The sequence below is a fragment of the Rhodococcus sp. SORGH_AS_0301 genome, from assembly GCF_030818285.1.
GTDB lineage: Bacteria > Actinomycetota > Actinomycetes > Mycobacteriales > Mycobacteriaceae > Rhodococcoides.
This window is the reverse complement of the sequence record NZ_JAUTAC010000002.1, coordinates 40,339-62,337: the sequence shown is the minus strand read 5'-3', so window position 1 is coordinate 62,337 and position 21,999 is coordinate 40,339. Positions and strand designations below refer to the sequence as shown.

23 protein-coding genes are annotated in these 21,999 nt (G+C 66.6%); 8 read left to right on the top strand and 15 right to left on the bottom strand.

Annotated elements, in window-relative coordinates:
- Positions 1-109: 109 nt before the first annotated feature.
- The 3 genes from QE397_RS00990 to QE397_RS00980 all read right to left on the bottom strand — a co-directional run bounded on the left by QE397_RS00990 (position 110) and on the right by QE397_RS00980 (position 3,158).
- Positions 110-994, bottom strand: coding sequence for a 3-hydroxybutyryl-CoA dehydrogenase (locus tag QE397_RS00990; RefSeq protein WP_027506306.1), 885 nt, complete (start codon positions 992-994; stop codon positions 110-112).
- Positions 995-1,155: 161 nt separating this feature from the next.
- Complete coding sequence (gene aceA / locus QE397_RS00985) at positions 1,156-2,445, bottom strand: isocitrate lyase (protein ID WP_027506305.1); 1,290 nt, start codon at positions 2,443-2,445, stop codon at positions 1,156-1,158.
- 350 nt (positions 2,446-2,795) lie between these two features.
- Positions 2,796-3,158, bottom strand: a complete 363-nt coding sequence (locus QE397_RS00980; RefSeq protein ID WP_307091121.1) for a hypothetical protein — start codon at positions 3,156-3,158, stop codon at positions 2,796-2,798.
- A 176-nt stretch (positions 3,159-3,334) separates the two neighbouring features.
- On the opposite strand from QE397_RS00980, the gene ramB reads away from it, so the two are divergent.
- The gene (gene ramB, locus QE397_RS00975; protein ID WP_027506304.1) at positions 3,335-4,747 is read left to right on the top strand and encodes an acetate metabolism transcriptional regulator RamB; all 1,413 of its coding nucleotides are present in this window, start codon (positions 3,335-3,337) and stop codon (positions 4,745-4,747) included.
- Between the two features lies 1 nt (position 4,748).
- Here ramB and QE397_RS00970 read toward each other — a convergent pair whose 3' ends face one another.
- A complete protein-coding gene (locus tag QE397_RS00970) occupies positions 4,749-5,243 on the bottom strand; it encodes a DUF2029 domain-containing protein (RefSeq protein WP_307091117.1) in 495 nt (164 codons plus the stop codon).
- Positions 5,240-5,473: a helix-turn-helix transcriptional regulator gene (locus tag QE397_RS00965; RefSeq protein WP_027506302.1), complete on the bottom strand. Its 234-nt coding sequence runs from the start codon at positions 5,471-5,473 to the stop codon at positions 5,240-5,242. Before QE397_RS00965 ends, QE397_RS00970 begins: the two co-directional genes overlap by 4 nt.
- A gap of 92 nt (positions 5,474-5,565) precedes the next feature.
- Here QE397_RS00965 and QE397_RS00960 point away from each other — a divergent pair, with 92 nt between their 5' ends.
- Positions 5,566-6,102, top strand: coding sequence for a carboxymuconolactone decarboxylase family protein (locus tag QE397_RS00960; protein WP_027506301.1), 537 nt, complete (start codon positions 5,566-5,568; stop codon positions 6,100-6,102).
- A 59-nt stretch (positions 6,103-6,161) separates the two neighbouring features.
- Here the strand turns inward: QE397_RS00960 and lpdA are convergent, their stop codons facing one another.
- Both lpdA and QE397_RS00950 read right to left on the bottom strand, forming a co-directional pair.
- Positions 6,162-7,565: a dihydrolipoyl dehydrogenase gene (gene lpdA / locus QE397_RS00955; protein ID WP_027506300.1), complete on the bottom strand. Its 1,404-nt coding sequence runs from the start codon at positions 7,563-7,565 to the stop codon at positions 6,162-6,164.
- 98 nt (positions 7,566-7,663) lie between these two features.
- Positions 7,664-8,512 carry an aldo/keto reductase gene (locus tag QE397_RS00950; RefSeq protein WP_222638048.1) on the bottom strand — a complete coding sequence of 283 codons (849 nt, stop codon included), beginning with the start codon at positions 8,510-8,512 and terminating at the stop codon, positions 7,664-7,666.
- Between the two features lie 179 nt (positions 8,513-8,691).
- Between QE397_RS00950 and QE397_RS00945 the strand changes: the two genes are divergently transcribed.
- Positions 8,692-9,114: a nitroreductase/quinone reductase family protein gene (locus tag QE397_RS00945; RefSeq protein WP_027506298.1), complete on the top strand. Its 423-nt coding sequence runs from the start codon at positions 8,692-8,694 to the stop codon at positions 9,112-9,114.
- Positions 9,115-9,135: 21 nt separating this feature from the next.
- Here the strand turns inward: QE397_RS00945 and QE397_RS00940 are convergent, their stop codons facing one another.
- The gene (locus QE397_RS00940) at positions 9,136-10,095 is read right to left on the bottom strand and encodes a dipeptidase (protein WP_027506297.1); all 960 of its coding nucleotides are present in this window, start codon (positions 10,093-10,095) and stop codon (positions 9,136-9,138) included.
- Positions 10,092-10,709, bottom strand: coding sequence for a TMEM175 family protein (locus QE397_RS00935; protein ID WP_285184301.1), 618 nt, complete (start codon positions 10,707-10,709; stop codon positions 10,092-10,094). Before QE397_RS00935 ends, QE397_RS00940 begins: the two co-directional genes overlap by 4 nt.
- Positions 10,710-10,761: 52 nt before the next feature.
- Between QE397_RS00935 and QE397_RS00930 the strand changes: the two genes are divergently transcribed.
- Positions 10,762-12,825 (top strand): prolyl oligopeptidase family protein, encoded by a 2,064-nt coding sequence (locus QE397_RS00930; protein WP_307091112.1) that lies wholly within the window; start codon positions 10,762-10,764, stop codon positions 12,823-12,825.
- Position 12,826: 1 nt separating this feature from the next.
- Here the strand turns inward: QE397_RS00930 and ppk2 are convergent, their stop codons facing one another.
- Positions 12,827-13,693, bottom strand: coding sequence for a polyphosphate kinase 2 (gene ppk2 / locus QE397_RS00925; RefSeq protein ID WP_027506294.1), 867 nt, complete (start codon positions 13,691-13,693; stop codon positions 12,827-12,829).
- Positions 13,694-13,864: 171 nt separating this feature from the next.
- On the opposite strand from ppk2, the gene QE397_RS00920 reads away from it, so the two are divergent.
- On the top strand, positions 13,865-14,095 hold the full coding sequence (locus tag QE397_RS00920) for a PspC domain-containing protein (protein WP_037186123.1): 231 nt from the start codon (positions 13,865-13,867) through the stop codon (positions 14,093-14,095).
- A gap of 22 nt (positions 14,096-14,117) precedes the next feature.
- On the opposite strand, the gene QE397_RS00915 is transcribed toward QE397_RS00920, so the two are convergent.
- Together QE397_RS00915 and QE397_RS00910 are read right to left on the bottom strand one after the other, a co-directional pair.
- Positions 14,118-14,267, bottom strand: coding sequence for a hypothetical protein (locus QE397_RS00915; RefSeq protein ID WP_222632006.1), 150 nt, complete (start codon positions 14,265-14,267; stop codon positions 14,118-14,120).
- Positions 14,268-14,415: 148 nt separating this feature from the next.
- Entirely contained in the window at positions 14,416-15,855 is a 1,440-nt protein-coding gene (locus QE397_RS00910) for a glucose-6-phosphate dehydrogenase (NADP(+)) (protein WP_222632008.1), read from the bottom strand.
- 78 nt (positions 15,856-15,933) lie between these two features.
- Here QE397_RS00910 and QE397_RS00905 point away from each other — a divergent pair, with 78 nt between their 5' ends.
- Positions 15,934-16,536, top strand: a complete 603-nt coding sequence (locus QE397_RS00905) for a hypothetical protein (protein WP_307091108.1) — start codon at positions 15,934-15,936, stop codon at positions 16,534-16,536.
- A gap of 6 nt (positions 16,537-16,542) precedes the next feature.
- Here QE397_RS00905 and QE397_RS00900 read toward each other — a convergent pair whose 3' ends face one another.
- Both QE397_RS00900 and QE397_RS00895 read right to left on the bottom strand, forming a co-directional pair.
- On the bottom strand, positions 16,543-17,226 hold the full coding sequence (locus tag QE397_RS00900; RefSeq protein ID WP_307091106.1) for a hypothetical protein: 684 nt from the start codon (positions 17,224-17,226) through the stop codon (positions 16,543-16,545).
- A 120-nt stretch (positions 17,227-17,346) separates the two neighbouring features.
- Complete coding sequence (locus tag QE397_RS00895) at positions 17,347-17,640, bottom strand: hypothetical protein (protein ID WP_307091104.1); 294 nt, start codon at positions 17,638-17,640, stop codon at positions 17,347-17,349.
- A gap of 167 nt (positions 17,641-17,807) precedes the next feature.
- On the opposite strand from QE397_RS00895, the gene htpG reads away from it, so the two are divergent.
- A complete protein-coding gene (gene htpG, locus QE397_RS00890; RefSeq protein ID WP_373425271.1) occupies positions 17,808-19,700 on the top strand; it encodes a molecular chaperone HtpG in 1,893 nt (630 codons plus the stop codon).
- A 34-nt stretch (positions 19,701-19,734) separates the two neighbouring features.
- Complete coding sequence (locus tag QE397_RS00885; RefSeq protein ID WP_307091101.1) at positions 19,735-21,063, top strand: FAD-dependent oxidoreductase; 1,329 nt, start codon at positions 19,735-19,737, stop codon at positions 21,061-21,063.
- Here the strand turns inward: QE397_RS00885 and ligD are convergent.
- Positions 21,044-21,997 (bottom strand): non-homologous end-joining DNA ligase, encoded by a 954-nt coding sequence (ligD, locus tag QE397_RS00880; RefSeq protein WP_307091099.1) that lies wholly within the window; start codon positions 21,995-21,997, stop codon positions 21,044-21,046. The genes QE397_RS00885 and ligD overlap by 20 nt on opposite strands.
- Between the last annotated feature and the right edge of the window lie 2 nt (positions 21,998-21,999).

Sequence of the window (21,999 nt, the reverse complement as noted above, 5' to 3'; positions counted from 1 at the left end):
AGTCAGTCGGACGCAGGTGGTGCGCCGCGCTGAAAACTAGCGCGGCAGAACGGGGATCGAGTCGGTTTCTCGGGAGTTCAGTGACGCCTGACAAACATCGGGCCCCGGACTAGGTCGCGATGCGACCGTTGACGTACTCGTAGAACCCGGCACTGGTCTTCTTGCCCAGCAGGCCGGCCTCGACCATGCGGAGCAGGAGAGGCGGCGGCGCGTACAGCGGTTCCTTGTACTCGGCGTACATCGAGTCGGCGATCGACTTCACGGTGTCGAGCCCGATGAGGTCCGACAGTGCGAGCGGGCCCATGGGATGCGCGAGGCCCAGCACCGTGGCCTTGTCGATGTCGTCGCGCGTGGCGAAGCCCGACTCGACCATGCGGATCGCCGAGAGGAGGTACGGCACCAGCAGAGCGTTGACGACGAAGCCGGACCTGTCCGCCGCGCGGACGACCTGCTTGCCGAGGACGTCGGCCGCGAAACGTTCCGCGCGTGCCAGGACGGCATCGGACGTCTTCAGCGACGAGATGAGTTCCACGAGAGGAAGAACCGGCACCGGGTTGAAGAAGTGCATGCCGATGACCCGCTCGGGGCGGGTCGTGGCCACGCCGAGCTTCATGATCGGGATCGACGAGGTGTTGGAGGCGAGCACCGCGTCGGGATCCGTGACCACTCTGTCGAGCTCGACGAAGAGAGCCGTCTTGATCCCCTCGTCCTCGAGCACGGCCTCGACGACGATCTCGCGATCGGCGAAGTCGGACAGCTCGGACGTGAAGGTCAACCGTGCGGCGGCCTGCTCACGTTCGCGCTCGGTGATCTTGCCGCTGCTGACGCCGCGGTCGAGCGACTTCAGGATGCGCGCCTTGCCCGCGGCAGCCAGTTCGCGTGTCTGCTCGAACACGATCACGTCGACGTGGGCGCGTGCGCACACCTCGGCGATTCCGGCCCCCATCTGTCCGGCGCCGACGATCCCGACACGTTCGATCTTGTCCACGGCCACGAAAACTCCTTCGAAATGGGACTCCCTGCGCGACAACGCGAGAGGGTGAGACGGGGGTAACTCTGCTCGGGCACGGGCGAAGCCCGCAGATACGAGACAGGCGGCCCGCAACGAATGTCGCGAGCCGCCTGACTAGTGCGCTGAAACCTCGAAGTGGCGGATCAGTGGAACTGGCCCTCTTCGGTGGAGCCCTTCAGGGCTGCGGTCGACGTGTTGGGGTCGACGGTGGTGGCGATGCGGTCGAAGTAGCCGGCGCCGACCTCACGCTGGTGCTTGATGGCGGTGAAGCCCCGCTCCTCGGCTGCCTTGAACTCGCGCTCCTGCAGGTCGACGAACGCCGTCATGCCCTCGCGGGCGTAGCCGTGCGCCAGATCGAACATGCCGTAGTTGAGCGAGTGGAAGCCGGCGAGGGTGATGAACTGGAACTTGAAGCCCATCGCGCCGAGCTCCTTCTGGAACTTCGCGATGGTCGCGTCGTCCAGGTGCGCCTTCCAGTTGAAGGAGGGCGAGCAGTTGTAGGCGAGCAGCTGGTCGGGGAACTCGCTGCGGACCGACTCGGAGAACTTCTTGGCGACCTCGAGATCCGGCACGCCGGTCTCCATCCAGATGAGGTCGGCGTACGGGGCGTAGGCCTTCGCACGGGCGATGCAGGGCTCGATGCCGTTCTTCACGCCGAAGAAGCCCTCGGCGGTGCGGGTTCCGTCCAGGAACTCCTGGTCGCGCTCGTCGACGTCCGAGGTGATCAGCGTGGCTGCCTCGGCGTCGGTGCGGGCGATGATGACGGACGGCACGTCGGCCACGTCCGACGCGAGACGCGCGGAGGTCAGGGTGCGGATGTGCTGCTGGGTGGGGATGAGCACCTTGCCACCGAGGTGGCCGCACTTCTTCTCCGAGGCGAGCTGGTCCTCCCAGTGCACGCCTGCGGCGCCGGCCGCGATCATGGCCTTCTGCAGCTCGTAGGCGTTGAGCGCGCCACCGAAGCCGGCCTCGGCGTCCGCGACGACGGGCGCGAGCCAGTTCTTCACGGACGAGTCACCCTCGACCTTGGCGATCTCGTCGGCGCGCAGAAGAGCGTTGTTGATGCGACGCACGACGCTCGGAACCGAGTTGGCCGGGTAGAGGCTCTGGTCCGGGTAGGTGTGGCCCGAGAGGTTGGCATCACCGGCGACCTGCCAGCCGGAGAGGTAGATGGCCTGGAGGCCGGCGCGCACCTGCTGCACGGCCTGGTTGCCGGTGAGGGCGCCCAGCGAGTTGATGTAGTCCTCGTTGTTCACGAGATCCCAGAGGATCTCCGAGCCGCGACGCGCGAGCGTGGCTTCCTCCACGACGCTGCCCTGCAGGTCGGACACCTGCTGTGCGGTGAAGTTGCGGGTGACGCCCTTCCAGCGGGGATTGGTGTCCCAGTCCTTCTGGATCTCTTCCGTGGTCTTCGGTGTGCCGGTGGTCGACATCGAAAAGCTCCGTCTCTGTTGCGTCTGCGTCGGCAGCGTGCTCGTGCTTCGCAGGCTTGCCAGGCATATCGGATGTACGACCCCACGATGGCACAGAGAAAAAGTGGTGTCTACCTGCTGCGACTGTAAATCTACGCTAAGCAGTACGCGCGTTCTGCGAATCTTGCGAAGAACGTCGCGAGTGTCGTGGCGACTCCGTACCCGTCAGTAACCTGATAACCGCAGTTCGGGAACGAAATGCACGCAATACCGAACACCGACGAGATCGCCGTGCGACACGCTCACTCCCGGCGTCGCCCGCGGCCGGCTGTGACCACCGTCACCGTACGTTCGTACTGTTTTCTGGTGCGTCAGGCCGTCGCAGCGACCCGACGACGCTCGGTCAGCACTCCCAGGACACCCATCGCCGCGATCACGACGCCGCCGACGAGCGCGTAGTAGTCCGCCGTGCTAGCACCGGCGGGGAATGCGAGGACGACGGGTGACGTCGCCAGCACGACACCGAGTACGACGTGGGCCCAATGGCTCGAGCGCGATGCACTGCCCATGGCCCACAGCGCCGAGAATGCCGCCAGCAGACCCAGCACGAGGATGGCGCCGGCCACCTCGCTGCGGTGGGGCACCGGGAGCCAGAGCGTCGACAACACCAGAACGGTGCCTGCCACCAGCACCACCGCGTCGCGGACAATTTCCTGTCGTACCGAGTGGGCCATCTCGCTTCTCCTCACAGTCGTCTCTCACGTGCACTGCACATCTGCCCCCTGCAACGCCCAGTGTGCGCCCGTCTTCCCCGGCGCGCCCGTGTGTGACAGACCAGACCTGAAACCCGTCTCACCTGCAAGGACCTGGCTAAGACGGGGTAATGCCGGGGGCGTCCTAGACTGTCCGCATGGCACGGACCTACGTCGGCGGCCGGCTTCGCCAACTGAGGGTCGAGCGAGGGTTGAGCCAAGCGGCGCTCGCCAAGCAGCTCGCGATCTCGGCCAGCTACCTCAACCAGATCGAGCACGACGTCCGACCGCTGTCGTCAGCGGTGTTGACGCGCATCACCGCAGTGTTCGGAGTCGACACCACGTTCTTCTCCACCCAGGACGACACGAGGCTCGTCGCCGAACTCCGCGAGGTGACCCTGGACCAGGACGTCGGAGTCGACGCGGACATCGACGAGCTGGCCGAACTCGTGGCCGACCACCCGGCGATGGCGCGAGCGATGGTCACCATGCATCGCCGGTACCGCAACACCACCGCCCAACTCGCGGCGGCGACCGAGGACCGCTTCGCCGACGGCAGCGGCAGCGGATCCATCTCGAAACCGCACGAGGAGGTCCGCGACTACTTCTACCAACGCCAGAACTACCTCGACGCACTCGATCGTGCGGCCGAGGACCTGGCGAACCGATTGCGTTTCCACCGGGCGGACGTCGCGGCCGAGATAGCCAAACGGCTCCGCAATCTGTATGACGTCCAGGTCATCGAGCGCATCGACCTGGGCGAGAACGTCCTGCACCGCTTCGACGCGCGGACCCGTGTTCTCGAGATCTCCCCGCGACTGTCGGCCGGCCAGAAGGTGTTCCGCTTCGCGGCCGAACTCGCGTACCTGGAGAACGGCGACCTGATCCGCAGCATGGTCGAGGACGGGGGCTTCACCGGCGCGGAGTCGCGGGCACTCGCACGACTCGGCTTCGCCAACTACTTCGCCGCGGCGACCGTGCTTCCGTACGCGCGCTTCCACGAGGTGGCGGAGGATTTCCGGTACGACATCGAACGACTCTCCGCCTACTACGCGGTGAGTTACGAGACCATCTGTCACCGGCTCTCGACGCTGCAGCGGCCGTCGCTCCGCGGGGTCCCGTTCTCGTTCGTCCGGGTCGACCGTGCCGGCAACATGTCCAAACGCCAGTCGGCCACCGGGTTCCACTTCTCGTCGAGCGGCGGCACGTGCCCGCTGTGGAACGTGTACGAGACGTTCGCCTACCCGGGCAAGATCATGACCCAGATCGCCGAGATGCCCGACGGTCGGCGCTACCTGTGGATCGCGCGCACGGTGGAGCGGCGAGCGGCGCGCTACGGCGAACCCGGCAAGACCTTCGCCATCGGTCTGGGATGCGAAGTGCGTCACGGAAATAGGTTGGTCTACGCCGACGGCCTGGAGTTGGACGGATCCTCCGTGGCGACGCCGATCGGCGCCGGATGCCGCGTGTGCGAGCGTGCCCACTGCCCGCAGCGTGCGTTCCCGCCGCTGGGCAAGGAACTCGACATCGACGAACATCGAAGCTCGGTGTCGCCGTACACCATTCGCTGACTCAGTACTCTTCGGTCTCGAACTGCTGCTTGCGACGGCGGCTGCGCCGGATCATCAGCGCCACCGCTCCGCCGCCGACGATCCCCCCGACCACCAGGCCCGCCCACGTGTCGGCTCCCGCGCGGCTCGGCAGGTATTTGTCGGGAGCGAGCGTCACGCCGATGCCGACGAATGCGACGAGCATCAACGCGGCAGTCACGTTGGCACGCGCCGTGAACCACCGCGACTCTGCGAACAGGTCGACGTTCTTGGACTTGGCGTACCCGATGGTCGCGTAGTTCACGACCGCACCGAAGACGATGATACCCAACGCGATCCACGCACCTGTCGGACCGGCAACCCATGGGAGGACGGCGGCGGCGATCAGCCCGCCGAAGATGTGCAATTGCAGACCCACGGCGGCTGCCTCGTTCCACACGTCTCTCTGACGCTCGTCGTCATAGAACTCGCTGTCCAGATCGCCGACCATTCGCATTGACGAGGTGAAGATGCTCATGTCGATTCCTCCTCAGGTTCGAGCCGATCATCGGGGGTGAGCGGGAAGAGATCCTCGACCGTCGAGTCGAGCGCTCCCGCCAGCTTCAGGGCCAGGTACACGCTGGGCGAATAGTCGCCACCCTCGACCGAGACGATCGACTGCCGGCTCACTCCGCACGCCCGCCCCAGTTCCGCCTGGGTCAGGCGCGACGACTTACGGAACTCCCGCACCCGGTTCGTCACGACCATGATCCGAGTCAACTCCACTTGTCATTAGGCGTCAAGACTTCTTGACATCAGATCACCGAGAGGCGGACGACTCGGGTGTTAGCCTCAGCGACGTGACAGGACACCGCACCCCTCCGGCCACCCTCCGCTCGCTGCGTCCCGTCAACTGGGGCATCGCCCGACTGGCCGGCGCGGTCACCCGCACCGGCGACATGCACCTGTTCTCCACTCTGGGACAGACGGGCGGCCTCTTCCGCGCCTGGCTGTTCTACAGCGGCCGCCTGATGCCGTTCGGTGGGTTGCCCCGCAAGGACACCGAGACGGTGATCCTGCGGGTCGCCGCACTCCGCGACTGCCGGTACGAACAGGACCATCACCTCCGTCTGGGCGCGCGCGCCGGCATCGACGACGCCCTCGCCGACGCCATCGCCGCCGGTCCCGACGCTCCGGGTCTCGACAGTCGGACCGCCCTGATCCTGCGGGCGGTGGACGAGCTGGTGTCGACGCGCGATCTGTCCGACGCCACGTGGACCGAGCTGACGACCGTCTGGTCGTCCCGATCGCTCATCGAGTTCGTGCTGCTGGTGACCCAGTACGACGGACTCGCCACCACGATCACGACACTGCGCATCCCCCGCGACTACCAGTAGCTGCACAGACGAGAACACCCCGGTCGCTCGTGAGCGGCCGGGGTGTTCTCGTCGGAAGATCAGAAGTTGATCATGTGCCCTGCGAGGCCGTGGATGGCCTCCTGCAGTGCCTCGGACAGCGTCGGGTGCGTGTGCACGTTGCGCGCGAGTTCGGTGGCCGTCAGGTCCCACTTCTGCGCGAGCGTCAGCTCCGGGAGGAGCTCCGAGACGTCGGGTCCGATGAGGTGCCCGCCGAGCAGCTCGCCGTGCTTCGTGTCGGCGATGAGCTTGACGAAGCCGGTGGGATCGCCGAGTCCGTGTGCCTTGCCGTTCGCCGTCATGGGGAACGTCGCGACCTTGATGTCGTGGCCGGCGTCCTTGGCCTGCTGCTCGGTGAGACCGAAGCTGGCCACCTGGGGCTGGCAGAAGGTCGCGCGCGGCATGAAGCGGTAATCGTCGATGGGAAGCGTCTCGGCGCCGCCGATGGTCTCGGCCGCCACGACACCCTGTGCCTCGGCGACGTGGGCGAGCTGCAGCTTCGCCGTCACGTCACCGATCGCGTAGATGTGCGGCACGTTGGTGCGCATGACCGAGTCGATGGCGATGGCCCCGCGATCGGTGACCTCGACGCCCGTCTTGTCGAGCCCGAATCCCTCGACGCGAGGAGCAAATCCGACGGACTGCATGACCTTGTCGACGGTGACCGTCTCGGTCTCGCCGCTCTTGTTGTTCTTGATCGCGACGGTGACCTTGCTGCCGTCGTCGTCGATGCTCTGCACCGCGGCGCCGGTCATGATCTTCACGCCGAGCTTCTTGTACTGCTTGGCGATCTCCTTGGAGACGTCCTCGTCCTCGTTCGGGAGCGCGCGATCGAGGAACTCGACGATGGTGACGTCGACGCCGTAGTTCTTCAGGACGTACCCGAACTCCATGCCGATGGCGCCCGCGCCGACGATGAGGATGGAGCCCGGGAGCTCCTTCGTCATGATCTGCTCTTCGTACGTCACGACGTTCTCGCTCAGCGACGTTCCCGGCAGCAGCTTCGTGGTGCTGCCGGTGGAGATGATCGCGTTGTCGAAGGTGACGGTCTCGCTGCCACCCTTCGTCAGCTCCACCTCGATGGTGTTGGCGTCGGTGAACGACCCCTTGCCGTCGAGCTGGTCGATCTTGTTCTTCTTCATCAGGAAGTGGATGCCCTTGACGCGACCGTCCGCGACCTTGCGGCTGCGATCGTAGGCAGCGCCGAAGTCGAACGACACGTCACCGGAGATGCCGAACTGCTTGGCTTCCTTGGTGAACAGGTGCGCCAGTTCGGCGTTGCGCAGCAGAGCCTTGGACGGGATGCAGCCCACGTTGAGGCAGACACCGCCCCAGTACTTCTGCTCGATGATGGCGGTTTTCAGGCCCAGCTGCGCCGCGCGGATGGCTGCGACGTACCCACCGGGTCCGGCTCCGAGAACGACGACGTCATAGTGTGAGGTCACGGTTGTCCACCTTAGTCCCGTCGATCCGGACACACATCGAAAGGTCCGGCTACTGGCTGGTAACCGGACCTTTCGTGTCTTTATTTCAGCGGCTCTACTCAGTCGGGGATCATGTCGAACGTGTCGGGGTTCGGGCCGGTGCGGCCGTCCTCACCCTTGTCCAGCGCCGAGATGTCGGCGATCTGACGGTCGTCGAGTTCGAAGTCGAAGATGTCGAAGTTCGCCTCGACGCGCTCGCGCGTGACCGACTTCGGGAAGATGATGTCGCCGCGCTGGATGTGCCAGCGGAGGGTGACCTGCGCGGTGGTCTTGCCGACGTCCTTCGCGATGCGCTCGAGCTCGGGGTCATCGAGAACCTTGCCCTGTGCGATGGGTGACCACGCCTCGGTGGCGATGCCGTGCTCCGCGCCGTACGCGCGCACCTGGTAGTTCGAGAAGTACGGGTGGACCTCGATCTGGTTGACCGACGGGACGGTCTCGGTCTCCTGCGCCAGCTTCTCGAGGTGCGGCACCTGGAAGTTCGAGACACCGATGCTGCGCGCCCGTCCGTCCTTCGTGAACTCCTCGAGCACCTTCCAGGTGGAGACGTAGTCACCGTCGTACTGCGTCGGCAGCGGCCAGTGGATGAGGAACAGGTCGATGTAGTCGGTGCCCAACTTCTCGAGTGTCTCGTCGAACGAGCGACGGGCGTCGTCGGGGCGGTGGAAGCCGTTGTTCAGCTTGCTGGTGATCCAGACGTCGTCACGAGAGACGCCCGAGTCCTTCACTCCCTGGCCGGTCTCCTTCTCGTTGCCGTACATCTGCGCGGTGTCCAGGTGGCGGTAGCCCACCTCGATCGCGGTGCGGACGGCATCGGCGGTCTTCTCCGGCTCGATCTGGAAGACGCCGAAACCCAGCTGGGGGATGGACCGGCCGTCGTTGAGGGAGAGGGAAGGAACGTGGCTCATGTGCGTGAACTCCTGTTCGTTGTTCGTGATCCGAGTTCGTGCTCGTGTGCGCGGAGTACCCCGCGACGGGGGCGGTGAAGCCACCCGCGGGCGCCCCGCTCCTCTGGTGCAACGGGTGTGTCGAATCGTTATTCCGGATCGATGGTCGTCGCGACGACGAGGACACCAGAATGACCACCATGAGCGACTTCAACTCGATGGTCATCGCGGAGTTCCGCGACAACGGTGGACACGTGGCGACAGCCGGGTTCGGCGACAACCTCGTGGTGCTGCACTCGATCGGTGCACGGAGCGGCGAGGTGCGGCTGAACCCGCTCTTCGCGATCTCCGAGAACGGCACCTGGTTGGTGGTGGGCTCCGCGGCGGGGGCGGTGAAGGATCCCGCATGGGTGCACAACCTCCGGGCTCACCCACGCATCGACATGGAGGTCCCCGGCGACGACGCGACCGTACGCACCATCGCCGTCGACGTCACCGAGGTGCCCGACGACGAATGGGAGACTCACTGGGCGAAGTTCACCTCGGCGTCCCCCGGCTTCCTCGAGTACACGACGACGGCGGAGGGGCGACAGTTCCCGATCTTCCGCCTGACGCCCGCCTGACAGGGTCGGGTCCAGCCGGCGTCAGGTCCACACGGCGTCGGCCACGCGGCGGAAGTTGCCGCCGAACACAGCCGCCACCGCACTCTCGTCCCAGCCGCGCTCGGCGAGCACGGCCGGGAGCGTGTGGGTGTCCTCGGGCGGAACCCACTGCAGTGCCCCGTATCTCGTGTACTCCTCGGAGAACGCCTCGGGGTGGAGTGCCAACTCGGTGTTGAAGTCCTCGTGGTCGAAGGAGTAGTCGCTGCCGACACCGATGTGATCGATCCCGACCAGGTCGACTCCGTACTCGACGTGGTCGGCCATCGCGCGCACCCGATCCGCGCGACGTTCGGGTTCGTTGACGCCGAGGAAGATGCCCACCCCGTTGATGCCGACCACGCCGCCGGTGTCGGCGCACGCACGCGCCTGCTCGTCGGTGATGTTCCGCGGATGTTCCCACAGCGCAGCGAAATTGGAATGACTGTAGATCATCGGCCGGGACGTCGTCGCGGCGATGTCGAGCCCCGTCCGCCGGGAACAGTGCGACCCGTCCGCTGCCATGCCCGCCTCGTTCATCGCCCGGATCAGGTCGCGTCCGTGGGCGGTGAGACCCGTGTCGACGGCGTCGAGGCATCCGCATCCCGCGGCGTTCGCATGGTTGTAGGTGGGCAGCATCGAGCGCACGCCCAGTTCGACGAAGTAGCGCACGTTGTCGAGGTCGCCGTCCAGAGGAGCGGAGTCCTCGAGGTCGAAGGCGAGGGCACGCAGTCCCCGTCGTCGGGCCTCGTCGATGTCGGCCACGCTCCGGGCCGGAAGGAAGCGACCGTCCGCGAGTGCCCGCGCACTCCACGTCGTGGCCAACTCCGTCGCCGACGCCTTCGTGTGGGGCGAGTAGCCGACGTTGACGGAGAGGTAACTCCCCGCCTCGTACCGCGCCAGTTCGGTGATGTCGGTGTCCGCGTACAGCGGCAGGCAGGTGTGCTGCTCCCACAGCGCTGTCACCGCGCACCCCCGGCCAGCGCGCGAGAGAGCAACGGGGCGAACAGCATCGCGAGCAGTGCGTAGAGGCCCACAGACGGGACGAGCAGCGCCACCGCGGAGACCACCAGGAACAGGACGACCGGAACCCAGGGCACCGCCGCGCCGCGCGCGCCGGGACGCAGATCTCCACGCAGGAAGCCCGCAGCACGCACGCGTGCTGCGAGGAGACGGGACACGATCATGGTCACGGCGATGACCCCGAGGTACAGCCCCACCGACAACGGGTCCCCGTGGGGAGCCGCGACCTCCAGCACAGTCGCCACGGGCATCAGCACGATGCCGGCGAGCCACAGGAGGTTGAGCCGCACGACGACCTCGTCGTACCCCGTGACACGAGTGAAGAGCGCGTGATGATCGCGCCAGAACCCCGCGATGACCGCGAAACTGATGCCCGCGGCGACGAGTGCGTAGCCGTTCTCCCGCAGGAACGCTCCCGCACCCTCCGGGGTGTCGCGGGCACTGTCCACGAGGGGGAGCACGACGAGCGTGATGGCGATCGCCACCACCGCGTCGGAGAAGAACACGATGCGGTCCAGCCCCTGCTGAGAGCGCACCTCGGTGTCGGGTTCGGTCACCTCGACACTGTAGGTGCGCCGTCCTGCTCGCGCGAGGGCGACCGCGGGCAGAATGAGCGATGTGACCGACAAGTACGAGTGGCTCGAAGACGTGACCGGCGACGCCGCCCTCGAGTGGGTGCGCGCCCGTAACGAGCGCACGGTCGACGAGTTCACCGCGAACGACGAGTTCCGGACGCTCGAGACCGACATCCGGAGCATTCTCGACACCGACGCGCGCATTCCGTACGCGCGCAAGCGCGGCGACCACCTCTACAACTTCTGGAAGGACGCGTCGCACCCCCGCGGGCTGTGGCGGCGCACCACCATGGAGGAGTACCGGAAGGACAGTCCCGCCTGGGACGTCATCATCGATCTCGATGCTCTCGCCGAGGCCGAGGGCGAGAACTGGGTGTGGAAGAGCGCGCAGGTGCTCCGTCCGTCGTTCGACCGCGCGCTGATCTCCCTGTCGCGCGGCGGCGCGGACGCATCGGTGATCCGCGAGTACTCGCTCACGTCCCGCTCCTTCGTCGCACCCGACGAGGGTGGCTTCGTCGTCCCCGAGGCCAAGACGGACATCGACTGGATCGACGCGGACACGGTCTTCGTCGGCACGGATCTCGGACCCGGGTCGCTCACCGATTCCGGGTACCCCCGGCGCGCACACCGGTGGCTCCGTGGAACTCCTCTCGCGGAGGCTCCAGTCGTGTACGAGGGTGAGCAGACCGACGTCGCGGTGTCCGCCTCGCACGATGCGACGCCCGGCTTCGAGCGCAGCCTGGTCCAGCGCGCTACCGACTTCTTCAATGCCGTCACCTCCATTCTTCACGACGACGGATCGACCACGGTCCTCGACGTGCCCACCGATGCCTCGGTGTCCCTGCACGAGAACTGGTTGACCGTTCGCCTGACGACCGCATGGACCGTCGACGGCACCGAGTACGCCGCAGGGTCGCTGGTGGCCGCGAAGATCGACGAGTTTCTCTCCGGTGCAAGGGATCTGATCGTCCTCTTTGCTCCCGACGCCCGCACGTCGCTGCACCAGTACGCGTGGACCGAGAACCATCTGCTGATGGTGCTGCTCGAGGACGTCCGTTCCAGCGTGCACGTGGTGACGCTGGGCGACACGGTCACCTCCGAACGCCTGCAGGGACTCCCGGACGCCGTCGACGTCACCGTCATCGGCACCGACCCCGAGTTCGGCGGTGACGAGTACTTCCTCGACGCGAGCGGCCACCTCACTCCGTCCACTCTTCTGGTGGGCACCGTCGGGACCGATCCCGAGGTCCTGAAGTCCGCTCCCGCGTTCTTCGACACCACGGGCCTCGCGGTCGAGCAGTACTTCGCCACCTCACTCGACGGCACACGCGTGCCCTACTTCGTCGTACGGAACCCCGGAACGCAGGACCGTCCGACGGCCGCAGGCCCCACCCTCCTCTACGGATACGGCGGTTTCGAGGTCTCACTCACCCCCTCCTACAGCGGCGTGGTCGGCGCGGCCTGGCTGGCTCGGGGCGGTACCTACGTGGTGGCGAACATCCGCGGCGGCGGCGAGTACGGGCCGTCGTGGCACACCGAGGTGCTGAAGTCCGGTCGACACAAGGTGCACGAGGACTTCGCGGCGGTCGCGAGCGATCTGGTGGAGCGCGGCATCACCACCCCGGACCAGTTGGGCGCGCAGGGCGGCAGCAACGGCGGCCTGCTCATGGGCATCATGCTCACCAAGTACCCGGAGTCGTTCGGCGCCATCGTGTGTCAGGTGCCGCTCCTGGACATGAAGCGGTATCACCGCCTGCTGGCCGGGGCGTCGTGGATGGCCGAGTACGGAGATCCCGACGATCCCGACGAGTGGGCCTTCATCTCCGAGTACAGCCCGTACCAGAACGTCGCACCGCCGGGGAACTCGATCGGTGTGTATCCGCCGATCCTCATCACGACGTCGACGAGGGACGACCGTGTGCACCCCGGGCACGCGCGCAAGATGGACGCCATCCTCGAGGAGTACGGGTACGACGTCTCCTACTACGAGAACATCGAGGGCGGCCACGGCGGTGCGGCCGACAACGCGCAGGCCGCATTCAAGTCCGCGCTGGCGTACACGTTCCTGTGGCGGACGCTCGGGGGCGGTACCCGCTAGGTCAGTCGGTGTCCGGTTCCGCAAGTCCGACGATGGACGGATCCGGGCGCCCCACCACCTCGTGGTCCTTGTTCGAGTAGTCGAAGCTGTTCAGCACGAAGCGCATCGCCTCGAGGCGGGCGCGTTTCTTGTCGTTGCTCTTCACCGTCGTCCAGGGGGCGTGATCGGTGTGGGTGAACCGGATCATGTCCTCCTTGGCCCTCGTGTACGCGTCCCACTTGTCCAGGGAGGCAAGGTCCATGGGCGAGAGCTTCCACTGCCGTACCGGATCGACCTGGCGGATGGCGAAGCGCGTCCGCTGTTCGAGCTGGGACACCGAGAACCAGAACTTGGTCAGCTGCACTCCGTCGTCGACGAGCATCTGCTCGAACAACGGTGCCTGGTGGAGGAATCGGTGATACTGCTCGTCGCTGCAGAATCCCATCACACGTTCCACGCCGGCCCGGTTGTACCAGGAGCGGTCGAACAGGACCAGCTCTCCGGCAGCCGGTAGGTGGGTGACGTACCTCTGGAAGTACCACTCCGTCGACTCGCGTGGCGACGGCTTCTCGAGTGCCACCACCCGCGCGCCGCGAGGGTTGAGATGCTCCATGAAGCGCTTGATCGTGCCGCCCTTGCCGGCGGCGTCGCGACCTTCGAAGACGATGACGTGGCGGCCACCGGTCTCCTTGATCCACATCTGCAGCTTCAGCAACTCGATCTGCAGAAGACGTTTCGTACCTTCGTATTCCGCGCGCGGCATCCGTTCGTCGTACGGGTACGCCTGGCGCCAGGTGTCCACCGGGACTCCGTCACCGGTCAGCAACACGGGGTCGTCGTCGTCGTCGTCCCGCACGCTGAACGACGAGGTGTCCGAGAGGTCCACGATCCGGGACAGGGCGAAGTCATCGAGAGCGGTCACGCCAGGAACCTACGAGCCGCCGGAGACGGGACGGTGATCACGGGGTGAACAGCAGATGCCGTGACAGGCGGAGTTTCAGGGTACGTCTCGGGGTGGTCACCGATGGTGCAGCGCCCGGGCGGAACTCAGGATGGAGACATGACATTCCACGAGAGCAACTCCACCGTCCACCCGAACCCGAACCACACCACGCAGCTGACGCGAAGCCGAGACGACGCCTGGATCGCCGGGGTCTGCGGCGGTGTCGCCGCGTACACCGGATGGGATCCCAGCCTGGTGCGCGCCCTCACCGTGGTCGGCGCCCTCGTCTCGTTCGGCACCGTCGCCCTGCTCTACCTCGCGATGGTCATGCTCGTTCCCCGAGCATGACCATCGCGGGGCGTCGCGGAGATCAGCTGCCGCTACCGGTCCCGCCGGTTCCGAGAAGACCGTCGAGCAGTCCTCCCACACCGTCGAGCACAGAATCCAGTGCGCCACCGAGCAGTCCACCACTCAGCAGGCCACCGTCGGTCCCACCACCGAGAATCAGATCGAGAAACATCCGTCGTCCCTTCTCCTACACCGCGCCAGGAATGACGGCGACGGCCCCGATGGCCGTGGGCTGGACTGTAAATGCCCGCGACCGTGAAAGGAATGGTTTCCTGCCGTAAAAGTCCGGATTCTCGGGAGCGGTCGACCTTACCGTCGAGTCACTTGTCTCCGGTCACCAACCAACCACAGGGAGAGGCCAAGTCGTTCGCTGCCTCGGGTCCCATCGAGCCGGGCTCGTACGGGAGCACGGCCGGCGGAGAGGTCAACAACGGTGCGGCGACCTCCCACACGTGAGCCAGTCCGTCGGGACGGGTGAACAACGACCGGTCACCGTCGAGTACGTCGAGAATGAGTCGTGAATAGGGCGACAGCGGCTCGGCGTCCGACACCGTCGACAGGTCGAGCGACATCCGACCGATCCCGAGGTCCTCGCCGGGGCCGGGCTCCTTGACCGTCATGGCGATGTCCACTCGGCCGTCGCCCGACAGGTCGAACGTCAGCACGGCGCCGTCGGCCGGCAGGTGCTTCACCGGTCCCTCGGGGCGACGGAACACCAGCGACACCCGCTGCGTGCTGGTTCCCAGCATCTTGCCGGTGCGCAGGACGAAGGGAACGTCGCGCCACCGGTCGGTGTCGACCCACATGCGTGCGGCGACGAACGTGTCGGTCGACGAATCGTCCGCGATCCCCTCGACGTCCTGGTAGCCGCGGTACTGACCGAGGACCACCTCGGACGTGTCGAGCGGGCGGAACGCCGCGATGACCGACTCGCGGGCAGTCTGCAGGTCGTCCGCACCGAGGCTGAGTGGGGGCTCCATGGCCACCTCCGCCGCGACCTGGAACAGGTGCGTCACCAACATGTCGAGCACGGCACCCGTGGCGTCGTAGAACTCGGCACGGTCGTCGATGTCCAGCGTCTCCGGCACGTCGATCTGCACCTGCTCCACGTGTTCCCGGTTCCAGATCCCCTCGATCATCCCGTTCGCGAAGCGCAGGATGTGCAGGTTCTGGGTGTTCTCCTTGCCGAGGAAGTGGTCGATCCGATAGACCTGCTTCTCGTCGACGATGGCATGGACCGCCTCGTCGAGCTTCTCGAAGTTCTCCTGCGACGTGCCGAACGGCTTCTCGTAGACCACCCGCGCGCCCTCGGCGAGATCGTGTGCGCCGAGCGCCTCGGTGTAGTCGATGAAGGTCGAGGGCGGCAGCGCGATGTAGTGCACGAGCTGCACGTCGCCGCCCAGCTCGTCCTTCACGTCTCCGATGACCGACGGCAGGTCACCCGGATCGTCGGCGGTGAATCCGTTGCCCGCGAAGCGAACACGGTCCGCGAACGACGACCACACCTTCTCGTCGATGCTGTCGACACCCTCCCCGGGACCGAACTCCTCGAGCGCCGCGCGGATGTGCTCGCGGAACTCGTCGTCGGTCTTCTCACCTCGACCGTTGCCCACCAACGCCCACTGCTCGGGCAGCAGTCCTTCCTGCGCAAGTTCGTAGAACGCCGGCAGCACCATGCGCTTGGCAAGGTCTCCCGTCGCCCCGAAGAGCACGAAGATGGTCGGAGCCCCGCCGGATTCGGATGTCGCAGTGTCAGCCATGCCTCCATGATGCCCAGTCGGGGGCTCCCCCGAACCTCGATCGCCTCACAGTGCCGCGTCGACGCTACTGTCGAGCCGGTGACACGATCGATCTTCGACGGCGACATCGCCGGTATCGGGACCTCCAGCGGAACCAGGATCGTCGTCGGCCACTGGACGTCGTCGCCGCTGGGCGACTTCACCGATGTCATGGTCGAGTTCGCGGACGGCGAGCGCCTTCTGCTGGCACCGTCCGACGCGGTCCGCGAGTTCGTCACCGCGACCTACCACTTCGACACGACGACCATCACCGACGTCTCGTATCACCGCCGAGGTGACCGAGTCGGCGTCTCCGCGGGTGATCTCGAGGTGTCCTTCCAGATCGGCGGCCCGACACTGCTGGGTCGACTGCTCACCCTCGCACCGACGTCGGTGGTCACCGCACCCTGGTTCTGTACGGTGAGCGACCCGATCGCGCGGGTCGTGATGCGCGGCGTGCGGACCAGGGGCACCGCCGGCGGTGGGCGGCGCGAATACTACGGAGCGCGAGGGCAGCGCAGCATCGTCGGCGCGACGACATCGTGGAAGGGCGACGATCTGGGACACCTGTCGCCGGTGGAGCCGCCGGTGCGATTCGGATTCGGGTCGACACCCGCGGCCCCGTCGACGACGCGGATACGCACGACGATCGACCACCGCTGACCGATGTCACCGCAGGGTGGTGTTCTCGTCACGGGAGAGGAAGAACGCGTTCGAGCCGACGCGGGCGCACGCGACTCCGTCCTCCCGAGAGACGCAGAAGCTCTGCCCCGTGTTGATCACCTCGCCGTACTGCAATGTGCGGATGTTCTCCGAGCCGGTGAAATAGCCCTGATTCGTGCAGTAGTGGATCGGCCCGGCGCTCTCCACACGGACGGCGTACCTGCTGGTGGCACCGTTCGAGCAGACCTCGCCCTCGTCGGGAGCGACACTGGACACGGCCTGGCATCCCAGGAATCCGACCGAGGTTCCGTTCGGGAAGAGCCCACACGACACATTCCCCGACGGCGTCCGGAAGTAGTACCCCTCACCCGCCCCGCCATTGTCGCGGAAGAGCTCGGGATCCACCGACACCTCCTGCGACCCCGGACGCGGGAGTGCGTCCGCCGGGTCTGCCGACTCTGCCGACGGCGACTGCTCGACCGGCTGTTCCTCTGCGTCCGGCTGATCCGACGCTGCACCGGTGGGCGGCTCGATCGGCGCCACGACCGATGTCCCCGTCGGCGTCACGACCGAGGTGTCAGCGGGCGCCGGAACCGCCGTCGCCGACGTCACCTGGTCCGGAGCCGAACATGCCCCCAGCACCGCGGCGCCGGCGACCAGGGTGGCCGCGACGGCAGCCCGTGTGCTCATCGAGAACGACATGTCGACTCCTGTCCGGAGCCGGCCGGTCGCCGCCCCCTCTGACATACCCATCGGTCTCTTTCGTGGCGTCGTTACCTGTACTCACGTCACGATCAGGACACGAGCCGGCTAACTGCCGTCGAGGGGTGCGATGCCGGCGATGAGTTGGTACGGAGTGAACGGACCGCTCTGAGGTCCGAACCAGCGGACGCAGTCGACCAGGATCGTGGTGCCCTTGGCGCGCTCCGCAGCAGCGACGTCCGGACACGTGGGGAAGATCCCCGGCACCACCTCGTAGTACAGCGGCCCGACGTAGGTCGGCTCCGCGGAGGCGGTTCCCGCCCCTGCCAGCACCGATCCCGCCGTGACGGCTCCGGCGGCGAGTACTCCACCGACCACTCGCCGTAGTCCGATTCGCACCATGACACACACCTTCCGATGGGAGAGCCCCGGCCTTCGAAAACCGTACCGTGCGGACTGTTACGGGGGAAGAGGCATGCGGGAACGCAGGCACGGTTGCCGTAAAATACGAGGGTCCACCAGGCACTTGTTTCGATCAGGGGAGTCACGTGACCGCGCACGTCGAAGAAATGCAGTTCCAGGCCGAGACCCGGCAGCTGTTGGATCTGATGATCCACTCGGTCTACTCCAACAAGGACTCGTTCCTCCGCGAGTTGGTGTCCAACTCGTCGGACGCGCTGGACAAGCTGCGACTCGAGTCGTTCCAGAACAAGGATCTCGGCGCCGACACCTCCGATCTCCACATCGACCTGGAGATCGACAAGGAGAACCGCACCCTCACCGTGCGGGACAACGGCATCGGCATGTCGCGCGACGAGGTCGTCGATCTCATCGGCACGCTCGCGAAGTCGGGCACCGCCGAGGTCCGCGCGAAGCTGAAGGAAGCGAAGGACGCGGCCGCGTCCGAGGAGCTCATCGGCCAGTTCGGCATCGGCTTCTACTCCACGTTCATGGTGGCCGACAAGGTCACCCTCGTGACCCGGCGCGCGGGTGAGGACACCGCGACGCGCTGGGAGTCCAGCGGTGAGGGCACGTACACCATCGAGGAGGTGTCCGACGCGCCTCAGGGCAGCGCCGTGACCCTGCACCTGAAGCCGGCCGACGACGAAGACCACCTCTACGACTACACGTCCGAGCACAAGATCCGCGAACTGGTGAAGCGGTACTCGGACTTCATCGCGTGGCCCATCCGCATGCAGGTCGAGAAGACCACCGGCGAGGGCGACGACGCCACGACGGTGCTCGAGGACGAGACGGTCAACTCGATGAAGGCGCTGTGGACGCGCTCGAAGGACGAGGTCTCGGACGAGGAGTACACCGAGTTCTACCGCCACGTCAGCCATGCATGGGACGAGCCGCTCGAGGTCATCCCCATGAAGGCCGAGGGCACCTTCGAATACCAAGCGCTGCTGTTCATTCCGTCGCGCGCACCGTTCGACCTCTTCATGCGGGAGTCGAAGATCGGCATCCAGCTGTACGTGAAGCGCGTGTTCATCATGGACGACTGCGAGGAGCTGGTGCCCGAGTACCTGCGCTTCGTCAAGGGTGTCGTCGACGCGGCGGACCTGTCCCTCAACGTCTCTCGCGAGATCCTGCAGCAGGATCGCCAGATCCGCGCCATCCGGCGCCGCCTGACGAAGAAGGTGCTGAGCACAGTCAAGGATCTTCAGGCGAACCAGCCGGAGAAGTACACGACGTTCTGGACCGAGTTCGGCCGCGCCCTCAAGGAGGGCCTGCTCTCCGACCACGACAACCAGTCCACTCTCCTCGAGCTGTCGTCCTTCGCCAGCACCCACAGCGACGAGAAGCCGACCACGTTGGCCGAGTACGTCTCTCGGATGAAGGACGGCCAGGACGCGATCTACTACATGACCGGCGAGTCGCGCCAGCAGGTGGAGAACTCCCCGCACATGGAGGCGTTCACCGCCAAGGGACTCGAGGTGCTGATCCTCACCGACGCCGTCGACGAGATGTGGACCGGGTCCGTACCCGAGTTCGACGGGAAGCCGTTCCGTTCCATCGCGAAGGGTGCCGTCGATCTGGGTGACGACGAGGCGGAGACCGAGGAGAAGGACGCACGAAAAGCGCAGTTCGCCGACCTCACCTCGTGGATGGCCGAGACGCTGTCCGACGACGTGAAGGAGGTCCGCCTGTCCTCACGCCTGACCACCTCACCTGCCTGCATCGTCGGCGACGACTTCTCCCTGAGCCCGCAGCTCGAGAAGATGTACCGCGCCTCCGGCCAGCCGGTCCCCAAGACCAAGCGCATCCTCGAGCTCAACCCGGACCACGCACTGGTCACCGCACTGGAGAAGGCCCATGCGGAGAAGACGGACGAGATGGCGCTGGCCGAGACCGCCAAGCTGCTCTACGGCACAGCCCTGCTCGCCGAGGGTGGCGAGCTGGACGACCCGGCGTCGTTCGCGAAGTTGTTGGCGGAGAGGCTGACACGCACGATGTGACCTGAGGACATATGCCCACCCGTAGGGTGGGCATATGTCGGGGGACGTGGTCGTGATCGGGGCGGGACTCAGCGGGTTGGTGGCAGCACTCGACCTGACCAGGGCGGGGCGCTCGGTCATCGTCCTCGAGGCCGCCGACCGGATCGGCGGCAAGGTTCTCACCGTCGACACCGAAGGTCACCACGTCGATCACGGCGCCCACTGGATCGGTGGAGACCAGACCGCGGTGCGCGCACTCGCCGCCGAGTTCGGTGTCGACACGGCTCCCGAACCGCGACGGCGACGGGGTGCGGACGAAGTGTTCGCGGCCGCCGGCCGCGTCCACCGCTATCACGGTCAGGTGCCGCGCATCCCCGTTCGCGAGTGGCTCCCCGTCGGTTCGGGTATCGCGCGCCTCGACCTGGCGGTCCGCACCGTCGACCGCGCGGTGCCGCTGCTGTCGACCTGGCGGCCCGGAGATCACGAGATGTCCGACGTTCTCGCGCGTCGGATGTTTCCCTCCGCCTACGGCCGCGACATCCTCACGTGTTTCTTCCGGCTGATCTTCGGCGCCGACCCGGACGAGGTCCCCGCCCGAGCCGCACTCGAGTACCTGCGCGCGGCCGGCAGCCTGCGGGCGATCGCCGAGGTGCGTGACGGAGCGCAGGAACGCTACTTCGTGGACGGCACCGCATCGCTGATCTCAGCTGTGGCACAGCACCTCCCCGCCCCGCCGGAGACGTCTCGACCCGTCATCGCGATCCGGCCGGACACCTCCGGAGTCGACGTGGTCACCGCGGACGGCACAGTCCGCGCATCGTCGGTGGTTCTCGCGGTTCCCCTCCCCCGCGCCGCCGACATCGACGGCGCGCTCCCCGCCGGACTCGGGGACCGGATGCGCACCTCCCGCATGGGCGAGTACGCGAAGACCATCGTCGTGTACGACAGTCCGTGGTGGCGCGAGAACGGACTCACCGGAACGGCACTCGACGTCGACGGCCCGGTCCAGATGATCGTCGACGGCAACGCCGGAGGGGACTCGCCCGGCATCCTGGTCGCCTTCAGTGGCGGTCGAGCCGCGGCGGACCTGTTCTCCCGCACAGATCGCCGTGACATCGTCGTCGCCGAGCTGGTGCGGCTGTTCGGCCCTCGGGCGCGGTCACCTCGTCGTGTCGACGACATCACCTGGTCGGCGCAACCCTGGCTGGGTGGGGCGCCCACCGCGATCCCGCCGTACGGAGGCGTCTTCCACCATCAGGACCTGACCACGGACCGCGTGCACTGGGCAGGAACGGATCTGGCCGATCGCTGGCCCGGCTACCTCGACGGAGCCGTGCGCTCCGGCCGGCGAGCGGCGCGTGAGATCATTCGTCCGGTTCGGTGAGCCCCGCCCGCTCGTCGCGCTCGGCCCACTCGATCAGCGGGGCGATCGAGTACACGGCATCGTCGATTCCTGCGTGCAGATCACCTAGATCCGCGAATCGGGACGGCACCGTGTACATGGTGAGGTCCCGCGGCTCCACGTCGACGATCTCGTCCCACGTGATCGGCGTCGACACCGTCGCGTCCTGATTGCCGCGCACGGAGTACGCGCTCGCGATGGTGTGGTCGCGCGCGTTCTGGTTGTAGTCGACGAACAACTTGGTGGGATCGCGATCCTTGCGCCACCACGTCGTCGTCACGTCCTCGGGTGCGCGCCTCTCGACCTCGCGGGCGAACGCCAGTGCAGCCCTGCGGACATCGGCGAAGCCCTGCTCCGGCGCGATACGCACGTACACGTGCAACCCGTTGCCGCCCGACGTCTTCGGCCACCCGACGGCACCGAGTTCGTCGAGCACCTCGCGCGTCACCGCCGCCACCCGGCGCACCCGGTCGAAGGAGCAGTCCGGCATCGGATCCAGATCGATGCGCCACTCGTCCGGACTCTCCACGTCGGCGCGCCGGCTGTTCCACGGATGGAACTCCACCGTCGACATCTGCACGGCCCAGATCACGTGCGCCAGTTCGGTGACGCAGAGTTCGTCCGCGGTGCGGTTGTAGCGCGGGAAGGTGACCCGCACCGTCTCCATCCAGTCCGGAGCGCCTTTCGGCAACCGCTTCTGGTGCACCTTCTCCCCGGCGAGACCGTCGGGAAACCGGTGCATCATGCAGGGCCGCTCCCGCAGCGCGCGCACGATGCCGTCGCCGACAGACAGGTAGTACTCGACGAGATCACGCTTGGTGGCACCGCTCGCAGGGAAGTACACGCGGTCGGGGTTGGACACCCGCACCGTGCGTCCGCTGACCTGGAGTTCGATCGCCGGTGACGTGGCTGCCATGA